This is a genomic window from Ruegeria sp. AL11 (assembly GCF_056540865.1).
Map to the genome: position 1 here is coordinate 1 of NZ_JBQFXO010000019.1, position 17,179 is coordinate 17,179.

General features: G+C 60.2%; 13 protein-coding genes and 1 tRNA gene. 10 read left to right on the plus strand and 4 right to left on the minus strand.

The features are described from left to right. Positions 1 to 97 precede the first annotated feature (97 nt). Complete coding sequence (locus ACR0IP_RS22260) at positions 98 to 994, minus strand: LysR substrate-binding domain-containing protein (RefSeq protein WP_170380544.1); 897 nt, start codon at positions 992 to 994, stop codon at positions 98 to 100. Positions 995 to 1,138: 144 nt separating this feature from the next. On the opposite strand from ACR0IP_RS22260, the gene ACR0IP_RS22265 reads away from it, so the two are divergent. Both ACR0IP_RS22265 and ACR0IP_RS22270 read left to right on the plus strand, forming a co-directional pair. Beyond that, entirely contained in the window at positions 1,139 to 3,331 is a 2,193-nt protein-coding gene (locus ACR0IP_RS22265; RefSeq protein ID WP_480528040.1) for a dehydrogenase E1 component subunit alpha/beta, read from the plus strand. Continuing rightward, a complete protein-coding gene (locus ACR0IP_RS22270; protein ID WP_480528042.1) occupies positions 3,328 to 4,362 on the plus strand; it encodes an ACP S-malonyltransferase in 1,035 nt (344 codons plus the stop codon). Before ACR0IP_RS22265 ends, ACR0IP_RS22270 begins: the two co-directional genes overlap by 4 nt. 8 nt (positions 4,363 to 4,370) lie before the next feature. Here the strand turns inward: ACR0IP_RS22270 and ACR0IP_RS22275 are convergent, their stop codons facing one another. After that, entirely contained in the window at positions 4,371 to 5,279 is a 909-nt protein-coding gene (locus ACR0IP_RS22275) for a LysR family transcriptional regulator (protein ID WP_480528044.1), read from the minus strand. A gap of 74 nt (positions 5,280 to 5,353) precedes the next feature. Here ACR0IP_RS22275 and ACR0IP_RS22280 point away from each other — a divergent pair, with 74 nt between their 5' ends. From ACR0IP_RS22280 to ACR0IP_RS22300, 5 genes are all read left to right on the plus strand, one after another. Continuing rightward, positions 5,354 to 8,566: a reductive dehalogenase gene (locus tag ACR0IP_RS22280; RefSeq protein ID WP_480528046.1), complete on the plus strand. Its 3,213-nt coding sequence runs from the start codon at positions 5,354 to 5,356 to the stop codon at positions 8,564 to 8,566. A gap of 127 nt (positions 8,567 to 8,693) precedes the next feature. Further along, on the plus strand, positions 8,694 to 9,560 hold the full coding sequence (locus ACR0IP_RS22285) for an FAD binding domain-containing protein (RefSeq protein ID WP_170693094.1): 867 nt from the start codon (positions 8,694 to 8,696) through the stop codon (positions 9,558 to 9,560). Beyond that, on the plus strand, positions 9,557 to 10,036 hold the full coding sequence (locus ACR0IP_RS22290; protein WP_170380550.1) for a (2Fe-2S)-binding protein: 480 nt from the start codon (positions 9,557 to 9,559) through the stop codon (positions 10,034 to 10,036). The genes ACR0IP_RS22285 and ACR0IP_RS22290 overlap by 4 nt, the downstream gene beginning before the upstream one ends. Next, a complete protein-coding gene (locus ACR0IP_RS22295) occupies positions 10,036 to 12,291 on the plus strand; it encodes a xanthine dehydrogenase family protein molybdopterin-binding subunit (RefSeq protein ID WP_480528048.1) in 2,256 nt (751 codons plus the stop codon). Before ACR0IP_RS22290 ends, ACR0IP_RS22295 begins: the two co-directional genes overlap by 1 nt. Further along, positions 12,284 to 12,529, plus strand: coding sequence for a MoaD/ThiS family protein (locus ACR0IP_RS22300; RefSeq protein WP_170468530.1), 246 nt, complete (start codon positions 12,284 to 12,286; stop codon positions 12,527 to 12,529). The genes ACR0IP_RS22295 and ACR0IP_RS22300 overlap by 8 nt, the downstream gene beginning before the upstream one ends. Here ACR0IP_RS22300 and ACR0IP_RS22305 read toward each other — a convergent pair. Then, positions 12,526 to 13,233, minus strand: coding sequence for a lysophospholipid acyltransferase family protein (locus ACR0IP_RS22305; RefSeq protein ID WP_480528050.1), 708 nt, complete (start codon positions 13,231 to 13,233; stop codon positions 12,526 to 12,528). The two genes, ACR0IP_RS22300 and ACR0IP_RS22305, sit on opposite strands and share 4 nt — an antisense overlap. A 142-nt stretch (positions 13,234 to 13,375) precedes the next feature. Between ACR0IP_RS22305 and ACR0IP_RS22310 the strand changes: the two genes are divergently transcribed. From ACR0IP_RS22310 to lptF, 3 genes are all read left to right on the plus strand, one after another. Beyond that, positions 13,376 to 13,451, plus strand: a tRNA-Trp gene (locus ACR0IP_RS22310). Between the two features lie 744 nt (positions 13,452 to 14,195). Continuing rightward, a complete protein-coding gene (locus ACR0IP_RS22315; protein ID WP_480528052.1) occupies positions 14,196 to 15,041 on the plus strand; it encodes an FkbM family methyltransferase in 846 nt (281 codons plus the stop codon). Between the two features lie 99 nt (positions 15,042 to 15,140). Next, entirely contained in the window at positions 15,141 to 16,265 is a 1,125-nt protein-coding gene (lptF, locus tag ACR0IP_RS22320) for an LPS export ABC transporter permease LptF (protein WP_170380555.1), read from the plus strand. Here lptF and ACR0IP_RS22325 read toward each other — a convergent pair. After that, positions 16,262 to 17,095 (minus strand): LysR family transcriptional regulator, encoded by an 834-nt coding sequence (locus ACR0IP_RS22325; protein ID WP_170380556.1) that lies wholly within the window; start codon positions 17,093 to 17,095, stop codon positions 16,262 to 16,264. The two genes, lptF and ACR0IP_RS22325, sit on opposite strands and share 4 nt — an antisense overlap. Positions 17,096 to 17,179 lie beyond the last annotated feature (84 nt).

Here is a 17,179-nt window from a genome sequence, read left to right on the forward strand (position 1 = left end):
GCGCGGGCTGCGCCCGCGCCTGCCCGGACCCCCTGCCGTCCGCAAGACGCAAGGCCAAAGGCCGCGCAGTTTTTTACTTGGCGGCTTGTTCGGATATCTATGTGATTTCCGGGTCCAGCTGCCGTTCGAGCCATGCTCGAAATGACTTCAACGGTTCGGATTCGATCCTGTTCTTGGGCCATACCAGATAGTACGCGCCCAAGCTGACCTCTGGCCCGTCCCAAGCCAAGGCGAGGCGGCCGGTTTTGAGGTGCTCTTCGACCAAATAGCTGGGGAACAAGCCAACGCCTAAGCCATGGATCGTGGCCTGTATCATCGTTGAAAACTGATCGAACAGCATCCCACGCGACCCGCTTGCAGGATGGTCCTGAGCGGTAAACCAGCGCTCCCAGCCGTCGGGGCGGGTTTCCATGTGCAACAGGGGCGCCTTTTCCAGCCAATCGATTTGATCACTCTGGTCGGGCAGAAGGTCAGGTGCGCAGACGGGCACGACATACTCTGTCATGATCTTTAGGTAGTTTACACCGCTCCAATTCTGGCGACCAAAGTGAAAACCCGCGTCGAAGGCCTCGGTCTCGAAATCGAAGGGTCGCAGCCTTGTGTTCAGGTTGACTGTCACCTCAGGGTGATTTCGGGCGAAGTCCTGAAGGCGCGGGGCCAGCCAATGCATCCCGAATGCCGGCAGAATGGACAGGTTGAGGGAACCTCCGGTTGGGTTGGCCTTTAGTTTCAGCGACGCCTGCGCCAGTTGATGCAGGGCCGTGCGGGCCGTTTGGACATACTCTTGCGCGGCCGGGGTCAGGTTCAGCCGCATTTGAGTGCGCTGGATCAGTTCGATGCCCAGCTGTTCCTCCATCGTTTTCAGCTGGCGGCTGATGGCGCTTTGGGTCAGCGATAGCTCCTCGGCCGCAGCCGAGGCGCTGCCCAGCCTATCCACAGCCTCGAGCGCGAGCAGGGATGAAATCGACGGAAGAAAGCGGCGGGGCGCGATCATATTACATTTCCTCATACCTTTGGGTTTGATTATCACTGGCTTTTTCCCGACACCAGCCGGATATACTGGCCTGTGACGCGCGCGCCCGCGCCGTTCGAAAACAAGACCCGCGGACAGCCCCGCGCTATTTGAAAAGGTCGAGCTATGGATCGCGCGCAGATCGTCCATGAGAATTTCCTGACCCGCGTGGCAAACCAGGATTTTCCCGAAGGTGCCCCCCCGGTCGTCGGGCTGAGCCATGAAGATGCGGTGTCACTTTATCGCTCGCAGGTCCTCAGCCGGGCGCTGGATCGCACCAGCCGGGCGATGCAGAAGGCGGGGCAGGGGTTCTATACCATCGGCTCATCCGGACATGAGGGCATGGCTGCCGTGGCCCACGCTTTGCGCCCGACGGATATCGCCTTTTTGCACTACCGTGATGCGGCATTTCAGATTGCTCGGGCCGAGCAGGTCCCGGGCCAACAGATCGCCTGGGATATGCTGCTGAGCTTTGCCTGTTCGAAAGAGGACCCGACCTCGGGCGGGCGTCATAAGGTACTTGGCTCGAAAGCCCTGATGATCCCGCCTCAGACTTCGACCATTGCCAGCCACCTGCCCAAGGCGGTCGGCGCGGCCTATGCGTTGGGGGCCGCCCGGCGGCATGACCCCGAGCATCGGGTGCTGCCCGAGGATGGCATCGCCATGTGTTCCTTCGGGGACGCCTCAGCCAACCATTCGACCGCGCAAGGGGCGATCAACACGGCGGGTTGGACCAGCGTGCAATCCACGCCACTGCCCTTGCTGTTCGTATGCGAAGACAATGGCATCGGGATCTCGGTGAAAACACCCAAAGGCTGGATCGAGGCGTCGATGGCGCATCGCCCAGGCATCAAGTATTTTCAGGCCAACGGGCTGGACATCTACGAGACCTACGCCGTGGCTCAGGAAGCCGCGCATTATGTCCGCACGCGCCGTAAGCCCGCCTTCCTGCACCTGAGGACCGTGCGCCTCTATGGCCATGCGGGGGCGGATGTGCCGACAACATATCTCAGCAAGGCCGAGGTCGAGGCGGATGAGGCAAATGATCCGCTTCTCCATTCCGTTCGGCTGTTGCATCAGGCGGGGACGTTGGCTCCGGAAGAGGCGTTGAAAATCTATCAGGACAGCTGCGCCCGGACGGATCGTGTTGCTGCCGAGGCTGCCACGCGCCCGCATTTGTCGACCGCGCAGGATGTTATGGCCAGCCTGATCCCGCCCAAACGCACCTGCAAGCCGACGAACGGCCCCAGTGCGGATGAGCGCGCAAAGGCGTTCGGGGGCGACATGCGCGCGATGTCCGACCCGCAGCCCATGAGCCGCCTGATCAACTGGGCGCTGACCGATCTGATGCTGGAACATGGCGAGATCGTCTGCATGGGCGAGGATGTGGGCCGCAAAGGTGGCGTCTACGGCGTGACGCAGAAACTACAGCAGCGGTTCGGTCAGGACCGTGTGATCGACACTCTGCTGGACGAACAATCCATCCTCGGCCTCGCCATTGGCATGGGCCACAACGGGTTTGTTCCGATCCCCGAAATCCAGTTCCTCGCCTATCTGCACAATGCTGAGGACCAGATCCGCGGTGAAGCCGCTACCTTGCCCTTCTTCTCGAACGGGCAATTCACCAACCCGATGGTTCTGCGAGTTGCCGGACTTGGGTATCAGAAAGGGTTCGGTGGGCATTTCCACAACGACAACTCTCTGGCCGTTTTGCGCGACATTCCGGGTGTGATCATTGCCTGCCCCTCGACCGGGGAAGACGCGGCACAGATGCTGCGCGAATGCGTGCGGCTGGCGCGGGAAGAGCAGCGGGTCGTTGTGTTCCTCGAACCGATAGCGCTCTATCCCATGCGGGATTTGAATACGGCGCAGGACGGGGGCTGGATGACGACCTACCCCTCGCCCGACCGGCGGATTGCGCTGGGCGAGGTCGGTATCCATGGTGACGGCACTGATCTGGCCATCGTAACCTATGGCAATGGCCATTACCTGTCGCGTCAGGCGCTGCCTGAGCTGGCGGCGGCCGGGGTGAACGCTCGCATCGTCGATCTGCGCTGGTTGGCCCCACTACCGGCCGAGGCGCTGCTAGAGGCGACCAGGGACTGCAAGCATGTTCTGATCGTGGACGAATGCCGCCGCACAGGTAGCCAGTCCGAGGGGCTGATGACTCTCTTCCGCGAAGAAAGCGCCCAGACGCGGGTCGCCCGCGTTGTGGCTGAGGATTGTTTTATTGCGACCGGCCCGGCCTATGCCGCGCCCCTGCCGTCCAAGGACAGTATCGTCGCCGCGGCCCTCAACCTGACCGGAGTGCAGAAATGACCCGAACAGCTGTCGTGATCTGCCCCGGTCGGGGCACCTATAACAAGCCTGAACTTGGCTATCTGCACCGCCGCCATGCGGACAAGATGCCGATGTTCCAGCGCTTTGACGCCCTGCGCGCCGAGGCCGGGCAAGAGGGGGTAACCGCGCTGGACGGGGCCGCGCGCTTTGCGGTCAGCACCTATTCGCGCGGCGATGTGGCCTCACCCCTGATCTATGCCGCCGCGCTGGCGGATGCGCAGTCGCTAGCGGATGATATCGAGGTGGTGGCCGTGACGGGCAACTCGATGGGTTGGTATATCGCTCTGGCCGCCGCTGGCGCGCTGAGCGCTGAGAACGGGTTCCGCGTGGTGAACACCATGGGCACTCTGATGCAGGCCCATCTGATCGGGGGGCAGTTGGTCTATCCCTTCACCGACGACAACTGGGTCGACAGCGCGCACCAGAAACAGGCGTTGTTGCAGGACGTCTCTGACATCAACGCGGTCGAGGGGCAGGATCTGGCGCTGTCGATTGATCTGGGCGGTATGTTGGTGCTGGCCGGGAATGAGGCTGGTCTGGCCGCATTTGAGGCATCTCATCCCACCGTTCAGGACCGCTTTCCCATGCGGTTGCCGAACCATGCGGCGTTCCATACCTCTCTGCAGGCTCCGATTGCCGCCGAAGGTCGGGCGCGGCTGAAACCCGATATGTTCGGCCAACCCCGACACCCGATGATCGACGGACGTGGCAAGATCTGGTGGCCGGGCGCCACCGATACCGAGGCGCTGTGGGACTACACGCTGGGCCATCAGGTGACCGAGCCCTACGATTTCACCCACGCCATTCAAACCGCCGCACGAGAGTTCGCACCGGACCTGTTCATTGTGACGGGGCCGGGGGCGACACTGGGTGGAGCGGTAGCGCAGTCTCTGACCATGGCGGGGTGGAGCGGCATGACCGGCAAGACCTCATTCGCGGCGCGGCAAGAGGACTCACCTATTCTGGTGGCTATGGGGCGTGAGGATCAAAGGGCGTTGGCGACAGGCTAGGCCCTGCTTCAGGTCTTGGCCTGAATAGCGCTGGCGAGGGTTTCGATCCGGTCACGCAGCCAGCGATGGGCCGGATCATTGGCCGAGCGCTGGTGCCAGACCATGTAGATCGAGACAGGCTCGCAGTCGAACGGCAACGGCGCGCAATCCAACGTGGCCAGTGGTCCGTTTTTCATCAGCGCCGTGTCAGTGGAAATCATGGAACTCCCCGTGATAAATGACGGGATCGCGTTGAAATGCGGCAGGACGACGGTTGGCGGGCGGATCTGGCTTTGATCCACGCCGCGCATAACGGCGCGTGCATTGCGACCGTCCGGAAAGCGAACCTCGACATGTTCGCTCTGGCAATAGGCCTCCCACGTCTTAGGCGCGGTGCGTTGGTTGCTGTCATAAAACACCATCAAGGAACTTGAGATCAGGCGCTTTTGAAAGATGTCCGGCCCGTCCGGAGGCAGCGGCGTCAGCATCAGCTGGCACCGATCGCTGCGCAGCAGATCAGGCGCCGGTACGCCGGATGAGATAAATTCCAACTGCAACCTGATCCCTTCGGCGCGGGTCGCGCGTAGAAGGTCAGGAAAGATCAGCTCACGCGGCATATCGTTGGTGGCGATGCGGATTTCCATCTGCTCTGACAGGGGATCGAAGGGGCGTTCATCCGTAAGGGCGCGCATGCCGTCCAGAACGTTGCGGACCGGCTCTTGCAAGGCCAGAGCACGCTCGGTCGGTGTCAGGCCCTGGCCGGATCGCACGAATAGCGGATCGCCCAGCACCTGCCGTAGCTTGGCCAATGTGTGGCTGATGGCCGACTGTGTGACCCCCAGCCGATCCGCCGCTTTCGAGACCGAGCTTTCCTCGAGTATCGTCAGAAAGATGCGCAGGACCTTGCCGTCCAGGTCAGTAAAATCGATTTTGCTCATACAATCTATGATTAAGTATGAATGGTTTTGCTGTCGAGAGGGCGCTAGGTCAGTCGCAAACAAGGGGCACGCATATGGGACTTCGCTTTTTCTCGGACAAGAACCGACCGGTTCACATGGGGTCGTACCCGTTGGAGCGTCTGGCGCGTCAGCAGGCGATGCCCGACCTGTTCCAACTACCCCCGATGCCCGAGCTCAGCTTTCACCGGCCTAACCTGCCTGAGAGCATCGTGAATGCGATGGGCGAATTTCAGGCCATGTTGGACACGATCCGCGATGGGCTGGTGAACCCTGTCGCCTCGGACATCCCGCAGGACCCGCAGGCGCGGGCGGATCACTTCAAGGCGTTTGGGTATTTCAACGATGCCTCGATGATGGGTTGCGGGCCGCTGCCACCCGAGGCGCTGTTGGACGATCCGCGGCGCAACCCTGATATCGACCGTCTGGCGCAAGCGTTGAAGACGCGCCAGACCAAAACGCTGGCCTCGGGGATCGACGTCATCATGGCCGATCTGAAGGAAAGCATGGAGGCCGCGCCGCGTCCGATGGCCTCGCATAGTCATGCTCTGGTGTTCCTGTATGAACATAACCGCGACCCGAACCCGGACGAGCCGGGGGCCGAGTGGATCATGGATGCGCAGGACCATCGGGCCTGCCTGCTGGCGACCGAGAATGCCGTTGTGATCGCCAATTACATCCGGTTGCTGGGGTTCGATGCGCGGGCGCATACGGCGATGTCTACCGAGGTGGATCTGGGCAAGCTGGCGGTCGCGGCCGGTTTGGCCACTGTCGAAGACGGTGCGCTTGTCGCACCATGGCTGGGCCGCCGTTTTGGTCTGGCCGCTGTCACGACCGAGATGGAGATTGCCCACGATCAGCCCCTGCTACCGATGGCGCAGCAACCATGGTTCCGGACCCAAGGCCCTGCGTGGTGGCTGGGCACCGGGTTCGCCAAGAACGCTCTGAACCGCGACGCCTATGCCAAACGCCGCTATGTGGATGGGGCGCACCCGTTTGAGCGGCTCAAGCGGGTCGAGACGCCCACCACTTATATTGATGAGGCCAACGTCGCGCGCGTTCCCAAGCGCGCCGACATGTTCGCGCGGGCGCAGTTTGGCGATATGGGCAAACACCTGCAGGACGCGGCCAAGGGCGGATATTACGTTCGCAAATCAGCCCCCAGTTTCGCGCAACGCCGGGCGCTGGGCGCGTTTGTTCTGTTGCAGGATGGCGAAAGCGCAAAGGTTTCGCCCCCAACCGATGCCGAACGCAATGCCGCCAATATCAAGGCCACCAGCTACTTCCTTGGGGTCGATGCGGTTGGCCTGAGCCGTTGCCCGGACTGGGCGTGGTATTCGCACGACGCGACAGGGGAAGAAATCACGCCGCCGCATGATCAGGCCATTAGCATGATCATCGACCAGGGCTATGAGACGATGGAGGGCGCAAGCGGTGATGACTGGATCAGCGTTGCACAATCCATGCGCGCCTATCTGCGGTTTTCACTGTTGGGTGGCGTAATCGCGCAGCAGATCCGCAACCTCGGCTACAAAGCCAAGGCCCATACGGTGATGGATGGTGAGGTGCTGCAGCCACCGCTTTTGCTGTTGTCGGGGCTGGGCGAGGTCAGCCGGATCGGTGAGGTCATCCTGAACCCCTATCTCGGCCCACGTCTGAAATCCGGGGCGGTGACGACTGATATGCCGATAACCCATGATAAGCCGATCGACTTCGGCCTGCAGAGTTTCTGCGAAAGCTGCAACAAATGTGCCCGCGAATGCCCCTCGGGAGCGATCACCGCCGGGCCAAAGCTGATGTTCAACGGCTATGAAATCTGGAAATCCGACAGCCAGAAATGCGCGACCTATCGCGTAACAACGCCCGGTGGGTCGATGTGCGGGCGGTGCATGAAGACCTGCCCGTGGAACCTTGAAGGGATTTTCAAAGAACGCCCTTTCCGATGGGCGGCGATGAATATCCCTAAGGCCGCCCCGGCATTAGCGAAATTGGACGATGCGGTGGGCAATGGTGGTCTAAACGATGTCAAAAAGTGGTGGTGGGATATCGAGCTGCAGTCGGATGGCGCCTATCGCCCCTCGGTGCATCCGCTGAATCGGCGCGATCTGCAGCCCGATCTTGATCTGAAATACGAAGATCAGACGTTGGCCGTTTATCCCGCCTATCTGGCCCCACATCCGTGGCCTTATCCCTTTGCCATGGACCGCGAGGCGGGGATTGCAGCATATGAGGCGATGGTCAACGCCGAGGAATACAAGGCACGCAAGGCGGCTGGCGATATGTCGGTTGTCCATCGCTACGAGATCGCCGGCGATGCGCCCGTCATGCGGGTCGAATTGACCAAGGTCGACAAGATGACGGCCGATGTGACCAAGTACGAATTCTCGACGCTGGACGGCTCTCCTTTACCCGAATGGACAGCGGGCGCGCATCTGGATGTGTTGGTCGCGCCCGAGTTCCTGCGCCAGTATTCGATGTCCGGTGACCCCTCGGATCGGGCGAGCTATCAGATTGGTGTCTTGCGTGAGGATGAGGGTCGCGGCGGTTCCGCTCTGCTGCATCGCATCTTCAACGAAGGCCGCAAGGTTTTCGTCTCGAAGCCGATAAATCATTTCGAGCTGGATGAGACAGCGACCAAAACTTTCCTGATGGGCGGTGGGATCGGCATCACACCGATGATCGCCTTTGCTCATCGTCTGCATGCGCTGGGCAAACCGTTCGAGCTGCACTACTCGGCCAGCACCCGCGCCGGGGCCGGGTATCTGGAAGATCTGGCCGCGATGCCATGGGCGGATCACGTGCATTACCATTTCTCAGATGAAGGCACGCGGGCCGATCTGAATGCGATCCTCACAGGCTATCAGGACGGCTGGCACGTCTATACCTGCGGACCCGATCGCTTCATGGATGGCGTCGTGCAAGCGGCCGAACGGCAGGGTTTCCCGGACGAAGCGCGGCATCTGGAGTATTTCTCGGTCCCCGAGCAACCGGAGTACGAAAACTTCCCATTCACCTTGAAGCTGGCGAAATCAGGCCAGGAACTGACCGTGCCGGAAGACAAGGACGCTGCGCAGGTGTTGAATGAGGCAGGTATTCACGTGGATGTTAAATGTGCCGATGGCATCTGCGGCGTCTGCAAATGCGGTGTTGTTTCGGGTGAAATCGAACATCGCGATTTTGTCCTGTCCAACAAACAACGCGAGAGCGCTATCATTTTGTGTCAAAGCCGCGCCGCGCAACCGGATGGCGTGATTGAGATCGATCTCTGACCCGAGGTCGAAAAACGACATGAAGTTGTAGAAAAATTGGTCGCTGCGGCCATGGACGCCGCTGAGGCACTGCATTACCTTCCCCCAGAACCCAGTGAATCCTGATTGACAGGTGCGAGGTATTTTCATGGATTATCACAGCCCCGCCAGTTTTGCCGAGGCGTCGGCTCTGGCTGCAAAAGCGACGGGTACGACACGGTTTCTGGCAGGCGGCACCGATGTGTTGGTGCAGCTGCGTTCGGAATTGGTGACGCCCGATACGTTGATCGACATCAAGAAAATCAACGGTGTGGATCAGATCACGCAAAACACCGATGGCAGCTGGACACTTGGCGTCGCTGTCACCGGCGCTGAAATGAGCGAGCACCCCCAGCTGGGCCGCGACTGGCCCGGTGTGGTCGAGGCGATGGATCTGATCGGATCGACTCAGGTGCAGGGCCGCGCGACGTTGACGGGCAACCTGTGCAACGGCTCGCCGGCGGCGGATTCGGTGCCCGCGATGGTTGCTGCGGGCGTGACGGTTACTGTGACCGGCCTTGATGGCGCGCGCGAGGTTGCTGTTGAGGACATCCCCACCGGACCGGGCAAGACCGCGCTGGCGAAGGGTGAAGTGGTTTCAGCCGTCAACCTCCCCGCGCGGGGCGAAAAAGGCGGTGACGCCTATCTGCGCTTTATCCCGCGCACCGAAATGGACATCGCCGTGGTCGGCGTGGGCGTCAGCCTGCGTCTGGACGGCGACATGATCACCGAGGCGCGCGTGTCATTGGGCGCGGTCGCCCCGACCGTTTTGCTGGTTGAAGACTGCGCCAAAGCCATCATCGGCAGCACGCTGGATGACGCCGCGCTGGACGCGTTGGCGGCTGCGGCCTCGGCGGCCTGCAACCCGATTGACGACAAACGCGGCACGATCGAGTTCCGCACCGAGGTCGCTGGTGTTCTGGCCAAGCGCGCCGCGAAAATCGCCTATGCACGCGCGAAGGGAGAAGACGCATGAGCAAGCTCCACGTATCCACCACCGTGAACGGGGACACGGTCGAATACCTGTGTGACCCGCGCGAAACGCTGCTGGACTGTCTGCGCGACAAGCTGAACCTGACCGGTGCGAAAGAGGGCTGCGGCACCGGCGATTGCGGCGCGTGTTCCGTCACCGTCGATGGCCGTCTGGTCTGTTCCTGCCTGATGCTGGGTGTTGAGGCCGAGGGTAAGACCATCGAAACCGTCGAAGGCATCGCGGATGGCGACGTTCTTCACCCGCTGCAGAAGAAGTTCATCGAACATGCGGCGCTTCAGTGCGGGATTTGCACCCCGGGCATTCTGGTGGCGGCCAAGTCGCTGCTTGAGAAGAACCCAAACCCGACCGAAGAGGAAACCCGGTATTGGCTGGCAGGCAATCTCTGCCGCTGCACCGGCTATGACAAGATCATACGCGCCGTGATGGAAACGGCGGAAGAGCTGCGGGAGGCTTCGTAATGGCACTCGACGATCGCAAATCTGTTTTCACTTTCGTTGGCACGCGCCCGGATCGCCCTGACGGGTTAGACAAGGTCACGGGCCGCGCCAAATTCGGGGCTGATGCCTATGCGCCCGGCATGTTGCACGGAGCGGTTCTGCGCTCTCCCCATGCCCACGCGCGGATCGTGAAGATCGACACCTCGAAAGCCGAGGCGCATAAGGACGTCAAAGCTGTCGTCACCCGTGCGGATTTCGCCGACGTCCCGTTCAAACCCGGTCTCGAGGGCGAGTTCTGGAACGTGTTGGAAAACGTCATGGCGGGCGAAAAGGCGCTCTATGATGGTCACGCTGTCGCTGCGGTTGCAGCCACATCGGCGCTGGCAGCGCGGGATGCGCTCAAACTGATCGAGGTCGAATACGAAGTTCTGCCCCATGTGACCGACGTGGACAAAGCGATGGCGTCGGATGCGCCGGTTATTCGGGAAGGCGCTGCGGACTATTCGGTGCCCAAAGGTCTGCACCCGAACGTCGTACGTTACCACGAAAGCGGTCACGGAGATGTCGAGGCGGGGTTTGCCGAAGCGGATCTGGTCATCGAAGACAGCTTTGTCACCGAAGCGACCCATCAGGGCTATATCGAACCGCACGCCTGTCTGGGCATGCTGGGCAATGACGGCAAGGGCGAGCTGTGGTGCACCACGCAAGGCCACTGGATCGCGCAGAAGACATGCGCCGCGCTGCTTGGCATTGAGACCTCGCAACTGCGCGTCACCGCGTCCGAGATTGGCGGCGGATTCGGCGGCAAGACTACTGTTTTCATCGAACCCGTTGCGCTTGCGCTGAGCCGGAAAGCCAACCGTCCGGTCAAGGTCGTAATGACCCGATCTGAAGTTTTCCGGGCGACCGGCCCAACGGCGTCGGCGTCGATGGACGTCAAGATCGGCATGAAGAAGGACGGGACCATCTCGGCAGCACAAGGCGTATTCCGCCTGCAGGGCGGGGCGTTCCCCGGCGCGCCGGGCGACATGACCGCCATGTGCGCCTTCGCGCCGTACAACCTGACAAACGTCAAGCAGATCGGCTATGACGTGATGTCGAACCGTCCGAAACAGGCCGCTTACCGCGCGCCGGGCGCACCCATGGGTGCCTTTGCGGTTGAGTCCGTGATTGATGAGCTGTGTAACAAGCTGGGTCTCGACCCCGTAGATGTCCGCCTTAAAAACGCCGCTCATGAAGGGACCAAGGCAAGCTATGGCCCGACCTACGAACGCATTGGTCTGGTCGAAACGCTGGAGGCCGCCAAGGCGCACCCGCACTATTCGGCCCCGCTGAAGCCGGGGCAGGGGCGCGGGATTTCCTGCGGGTTCTGGTTCAACCACGGCGGTGAGACCAGCGTATCCTTGGCCCTGTCCGAGGATGGCTCGGCCCAGCTGATGGTGGGGACGCCCGATATCGGCGGTTCTCGCGCGTCTATGGCGCTGATGGCGGCCGAGGTTCTGGGCATCCCATACGAGAACATCCGCGTTACCATCGCGGATACGGCGACGCTGGGTTATAACGACGTCTCACACGGCTCGCGTGTGACCTACGCGTCGGGCCTGGCGACCATCAAGGCGGCCAAACACGCGGTCGAAAAACTGTGCGAACGTGCGGCAGCCAAGTGGGGTATCCCAGTTGAGGCGGTGAAGTGGGAGGACGGCTGCGCCGTGCCCTCAGGCCCCAACGCAGGCGATTTCGACCCGCTGGCCCTGTCCGACATCACGGCAGATATGGGGCGCACCGGCGGCCCGATCTCGGGCCATTTCGAGGCAACTCCGGAAGGCGCAGGCGTGTCCTTTGGCACCCATATCGTCGATGCCGAGGTTGACCCGGAAACCGGCAAAACCAGCGTGACCCGCTACACGGTCATTCAAGACGCCGGCAAGGCGATCCACCCGACCTACGTAGAAGGCCAGTTCCAGGGCGGTGCCGCGCAAGGCATCGGCTGGGCGCTGAACGAGGAATATATCTACGGCGAGGACGGGCGGTTGCAGAACTCAATCTTCCTCGACTACCGGATCCCCGTCGCCAGTGACCTGCCGATGATCGACACGGTGATTGTCGAAGTGCCCAACCCCGGCCACCCGTTTGGGGTACGCGGTGTGGGCGAGACCGGCATCGTGCCGCCGCTTGCCGCCATCGCCAACGCGGTTTCCAACGCGGCGGGTGTGCGGATGAAGCAACTGCCGATGTCACCTCCGCGTATTCTGGCCGCGCTCAAAGGCAATGGTTGAGGTTCACCTCTGGTCCGGCCTCCGGTCTCTGACCGGGGGCTTGGCCGTTGTCGAGGTCGAAGCCAAAACAACCGGAGAGTTGCTGCGCGCCCTTGTGCGCGCGCATCCGCAATTGCAGGCCCCCATTGATGCGGGCGTCTCAATCGCGATCGACGGGCGCGTGATTGCTACGGGCCTGACGGAGCCAATCCCGGAAGGCAGCGAAGTCTATCTAATGCAGAGGCTGCGCGGCGGTTAAGGTTTAGGCGACCACGGTTCGCGCCCGACCATCCGGTCGGCCTCGGCCGTGATGTCGTTCATGTGCTGCTCAAGGTTTTGGCGCAGGGTTTCGATCTGCTCTTCACTGGCTTTGCGAGGCACAGTCTCGGTCCATTCGCGGCATAAAAGTACACCTTCGTTGCGCCAGGGGCGGGGCATCAACAAGCGGTCCCATGTACCGGCCTCTCTGCCATGACGGGCCGAAAAGGTGATTCCGAACACCCGTTTGCCCGATGTGCGCGCCCAGACCAGAGGCACGGTTGACAGCACCCGCTCCGGCCCGCGGGGTCCGTCGGCGGCAATACCAATAGAAATCCCCTGTTTCATCTTGCCGAGAACTTCACGCGACACGGCGACGTTGCTTTTGTGTTTGCTGGCCATGGCGATCGTGTCCATGCCGAACAGCTTCTGAACGCGGCCCACCATGCTGCCCGCCCGGGCCGAGGACGTGATCGAGCAGATTTGCGCCTTGTCCAGCGGGAAGAAATAGGGTGACTGCGCCAGCCGCTGATGCCACAGAACAACGATGACCGGTTCGCCCTGTTCGGCCAGCTGGTCCAGTTCTTCATAGCCGATGCGCTGCCATTTGGTGTTGCGGTTGACCATCCGAATATAGCTCGCAATACGGCGCGCCGCCCAGTTTAACACGGCTTCGCTGTCGGCGATCTTTTTGCGGATACTCACGGATGGGTCCCTCTTACTGACCAAAACGTGTCTTATAGAACTCAACGCCGCGTGCAACTTGTTTGTCTTGTCGAGAAGTGGTTGAGAATCTGAAAAAGCCTCTTGAGTCCGCCGCGCGGCTGGCATATCTGAGGCTCAGCCTAGGGGTATAGCTCAGTTGGTAGAGCGACGGTCTCCAAAACCGTAGGTCGCGGGTTCGAACCCTGCTGCCCCTGCCATTCAAAACTTCCCAAAACTTGTACATTCGCTTTTGCGGCTGCGTCGAATCCTATTTTCGCCGCGCGAAATTCCCTTTGAGGTTCCTCAGGGGCAGTTTGAGCGGCGGCCATATTGCGCAGTGGGTAGAGATTTGACGTAGCGTCCGGAAATTTCTTCCGCTTCGGTGTAGTTGACGTAAACGTAAGATGCTGCTCAATTTTTTATTTTGCATGCACAAAAGTGACGAAAACCGGGGTTTTCTTCCCCCTTACGTCTCAAAATGAAATCCCTAAATGCACCTCGTCGCTGCGGGGTGCCACTCACGGACTGTGATCCTTGAGCCTCGGCCAACCACTGAGGTTCGGATCGGCCCCGCAGTGACAAGGTTTGCAAAGTTCGTTGGGAGGGAAGGAATTTGATACAGAGCTTTTTGTCGATCTTTCGCGACCACCGTTGGCAAGCAGCACGGCAGACGCGGCCTCGGCCCGAAGAGCTTCGCGCCGCGGATGAAGAAACAAGCGAACCCACCGTGAAAGAAGCCGAGTTCCGGAGCCTGTTTCAAACGACATTGTTGGAAATGAAACAGCCGCAAACACACGATGAAGGCTCTGACACGTGCCGAATGTAAGCGTGCTGTGAAGCTGCCTAGCCCGATAGGGCGCAAATGCACCATGTTTTGTATCAAATCGATGCCTGTGTTGCTGAACGGCGAACGCAGAGATATGCACTAAAGGCAATATTTGATTTGCATTCAAGGGTGTTGAATGGGATTGCGAAGCCTGATTGCCGAAAAGACTGCCTCACGTGTTCTTGGCAACGGCAAAACCCTGCGCGCGGTCATGAATCAGCTGCTTGATCAGGATATTTTGTTGTTTAGGGACTTGGGCGATCATGCTTTTGCCTTCTTTCCAACGGATGCAATCGGACGTTCCCTTTGCCAGAACGGTGAATTCGCCCGCGGCTCGGTCACGAATCTGCGGGCGTTTCTTGAACAGAACAATGCCTTTAAACCCGGAATGTCTGTTCTGGAAGTTGGAGCCAATATTGGCACCCAAACCGTCTATTTCTTCCTAGACCTGCAGTGTGACGCCGTGGTGTTGATCGAGCCGGACCCGGACAACATGAACCTGTTGCGTCACAATCTTGCGTTGAACGGGCTGACAGAAAAAGTGACGATCTTGGGTGTCGCAGCTTCGGACACGAATGGAACGGCTGAATTTACCCGTAATCTGTTCAACCGGGGCGGCTCGCGTCTGGGCGCCAGGCGAAAAAGCGGCAAGACCCGAGAGAGTTTTTCAGTCGAGATCGTTCGGATTGACGACCTGGTGCAGTCAGGCACCCTTCAGGCTGATCAAATTGGGCTGGTCTGGATGGATGTTGAGGGCCATGAGCTATCCGCCCTGAAAGGGATGAAGCAACTCATCGCAGAATACAGGCCACCCATATTTCTGGAATACACTCCGGACGGACAGCACAGCACCCAACAAAAGCTGTGTGACCTGTTGTTTGAAAACTACCGGAGCGTTTATCGTCATGCTGGGGGCTTTCATCCCGTGTCGCGTGAAGCGTTCGCGCAGATCAAACATCAGGTCGATCTTCTGGTCGTCTGAAACCCCACCCGATCTCAAAGCAGGGCGGTGACCGTCTTTCCTCTGCTTGCGGGATAGCCTAAAGTCCCCGCAAATCGCAGACACCGGGAATGAGGGTACATGTCGCGTTTCGATGGTTACTTCCTGCGGCAGTTGCTGGTGCTGTTCGGCTTTTTCACTCTGGTCCTGGTCGGTGTTTTCTGGATCACGCGGTCTGTCAGCCTGTTTGACAGGGTGATCAGCGGCGGCCAGTCGGCGGTTGTTTTCCTCGAATTCACTGCTCTGACGCTTCCGACCCTGATCCGAACAGTGATGCCGATGGCTGTGTTCGCTGCGGCCGTCTACGCCACGAACCGCCTCAGCCGGGAAAGTGAGATGACGGTCATGCTGGCGACCGGCTCTAGCCCTTGGCGGCTGGCCCGGGCTGTGGTGCTGTTCGGTCTTGTTACAGGGATGATGATGGCGGCGATCAGCGTTTTCCTGCGCCCTGCCTCGGTCGAGCAGCTCGAGATCCGGCAGGCCGAAGTTGCAGGTGACGTGACCGCCCAATTGCTGAATGAGGGTGAGTTTCTGCACCCGGCCGACGGTGTCACGGTCTATATCGGTCGGATTGATCTGGACGGGACCCTGCACGAGGTCTTTGTCTCAGACCGGCGAGACCCAGCGAATTCTGTCAGCTATTCAAGTTCAACAGCGTATCTGGTGAACAATGCGGCCGGCATCAACCTTGTCATGCTGGATGGGGTGGCGCTGCGTCTGGACAAGGACGGGCGCACCCTGTCATCGACGCTGTTTCAGGACGCCTCATACGATATCTCGGCGCTAACCAGTACCGGAGGGATGAGCGCCCGCAGCCTTGAAGCGATCCCCACGATGGAATTGATCCGGGACCGCGAGGCTATCGCCAGCGCAGAAGGGTTCAGCCCGGGTGAACTGACTGATGAGTTGCACCAACGGTTCTCGTGGATCGCGATTTGCGTGGCGGTTGGGCTGGTCGGATATGCCACCCTGATGCTGGGAAGCTTCTCGCGGTTCGGGTTGTGGCCGCAGATTCTGGGGGCGTTTACCATTCTGGTTCTGCTGGAAGGAGTTCGGGGGTTTGTTTCTCCGATCGTGATAGATGAGCCGGGTCTTTGGATCGTTCTCTATGCACCGGCGGTCATTGGTATCCTGATTTCGTGCCTGTTCTTGGCGGTTGCAGGGCGTCCAATTTGGCGCCGTTCCAGGGCCGAGGTCGCTGTCTAGGCAGGGTCTCGCAAACCCTGCAGGCAGTCTAGAATATCCTCGAACGCAGCGCTGTCTGGGCGGGTTACGAGATAGAGCGGCAACATCAGGTCCGGGCTTTGGTCAACCCGTACCAGCGCGCCAGAGCGAATATGCTCTGCGACCAAATAGGCGGGAAAAAACCCACGCCCCCCTCGTTTGAGGACATAGCGCAGGGCCATCATGCAATTGCCCAGAAAGACCGTCTGCCCCTCTGCCTTGCGGGCCGTGGTCCGCACATGGTCCTGATAAGCTGCGCCAAGTTCGAGATTGACGAATACCGAGTTGTCGACCACCGCCTCAGCGGTTTCGACCAGAACCAACCGCTCTGGCGGCAGGGTTTCAAACATTACCCGCCGGTCTGAGGGCTTTTCGTGGGTCAGAGCGGCGTCCAGCACATGTGTTGCGACCGCGTCCACCATATCCAGATCATGATCATAGTTCAGCGTCAGCAGTAATTGGCCAAGATGCTGTTCGAAACGTATGGCTAGATCGACCAGCAAGGGATCCCAAACGCTGAGCTGCGCCCCCAGCCTCAGTGCCGGGCGATTCTGGTTTTGCGAGGGTAAATCAGTCGAAGCAAAAGACCAGAGTGAGAGCATCTGCTCGGCGTAAGGACGAAACTGGCGTCCAAAATCCGTTAGTGCCGTGCCTCCGGCCCCGCGGGTGAAAAGGGGCTTTCCTGTGGCGTCCTCGATCTGCCGTATGCGCGCGCTGACAGCTGTTTGGGTCACATTCAGCTTGCGCGCTGCTGCGTGAAACCCTCCGGTCTCGGCCACGCATAGAAACGTTTCAAAAGCTTTTATCTGCATAGCGGCAGTATTTTTTGATCGCTATGATAAAATCAATTCATTTTTTTGCAGCATGCAAGTCGAGATATCCTATTCCCGATCAGG

Excerpts from the sequence above, each read along its gene's own strand:
- ACR0IP_RS22260 (WP_170380544.1), bottom strand. The coding sequence starts at position 994 with ATGATCGCGCCCCGCCGCTTTCTTCCGTCGATTTCATCCCTGCTCGCG.
- ACR0IP_RS22265 (WP_480528040.1), top strand. The coding sequence starts at position 1,139 with ATGGATCGCGCGCAGATCGTCCATGAGAATTTCCTGACCCGCGTGGCA.
- ACR0IP_RS22270 (WP_480528042.1), top strand. The coding sequence starts at position 3,328 with ATGACCCGAACAGCTGTCGTGATCTGCCCCGGTCGGGGCACCTATAAC.
- ACR0IP_RS22275 (WP_480528044.1), bottom strand. The coding sequence starts at position 5,279 with ATGAGCAAAATCGATTTTACTGACCTGGACGGCAAGGTCCTGCGCATC.
- ACR0IP_RS22280 (WP_480528046.1), top strand. The coding sequence starts at position 5,354 with ATGGGACTTCGCTTTTTCTCGGACAAGAACCGACCGGTTCACATGGGG.
- ACR0IP_RS22285 (WP_170693094.1), top strand. The coding sequence starts at position 8,694 with ATGGATTATCACAGCCCCGCCAGTTTTGCCGAGGCGTCGGCTCTGGCT.
- ACR0IP_RS22290 (WP_170380550.1), top strand. The coding sequence starts at position 9,557 with ATGAGCAAGCTCCACGTATCCACCACCGTGAACGGGGACACGGTCGAA.
- ACR0IP_RS22295 (WP_480528048.1), top strand. The coding sequence starts at position 10,036 with ATGGCACTCGACGATCGCAAATCTGTTTTCACTTTCGTTGGCACGCGC.
- ACR0IP_RS22300 (WP_170468530.1), top strand. The coding sequence starts at position 12,284 with ATGGTTGAGGTTCACCTCTGGTCCGGCCTCCGGTCTCTGACCGGGGGC.
- ACR0IP_RS22315 (WP_480528052.1), top strand. The coding sequence starts at position 14,196 with ATGGGATTGCGAAGCCTGATTGCCGAAAAGACTGCCTCACGTGTTCTT.
- lptF (WP_170380555.1), top strand. The coding sequence starts at position 15,141 with ATGTCGCGTTTCGATGGTTACTTCCTGCGGCAGTTGCTGGTGCTGTTC.
- ACR0IP_RS22325 (WP_170380556.1), bottom strand. The coding sequence starts at position 17,095 with ATGCAGATAAAAGCTTTTGAAACGTTTCTATGCGTGGCCGAGACCGGA.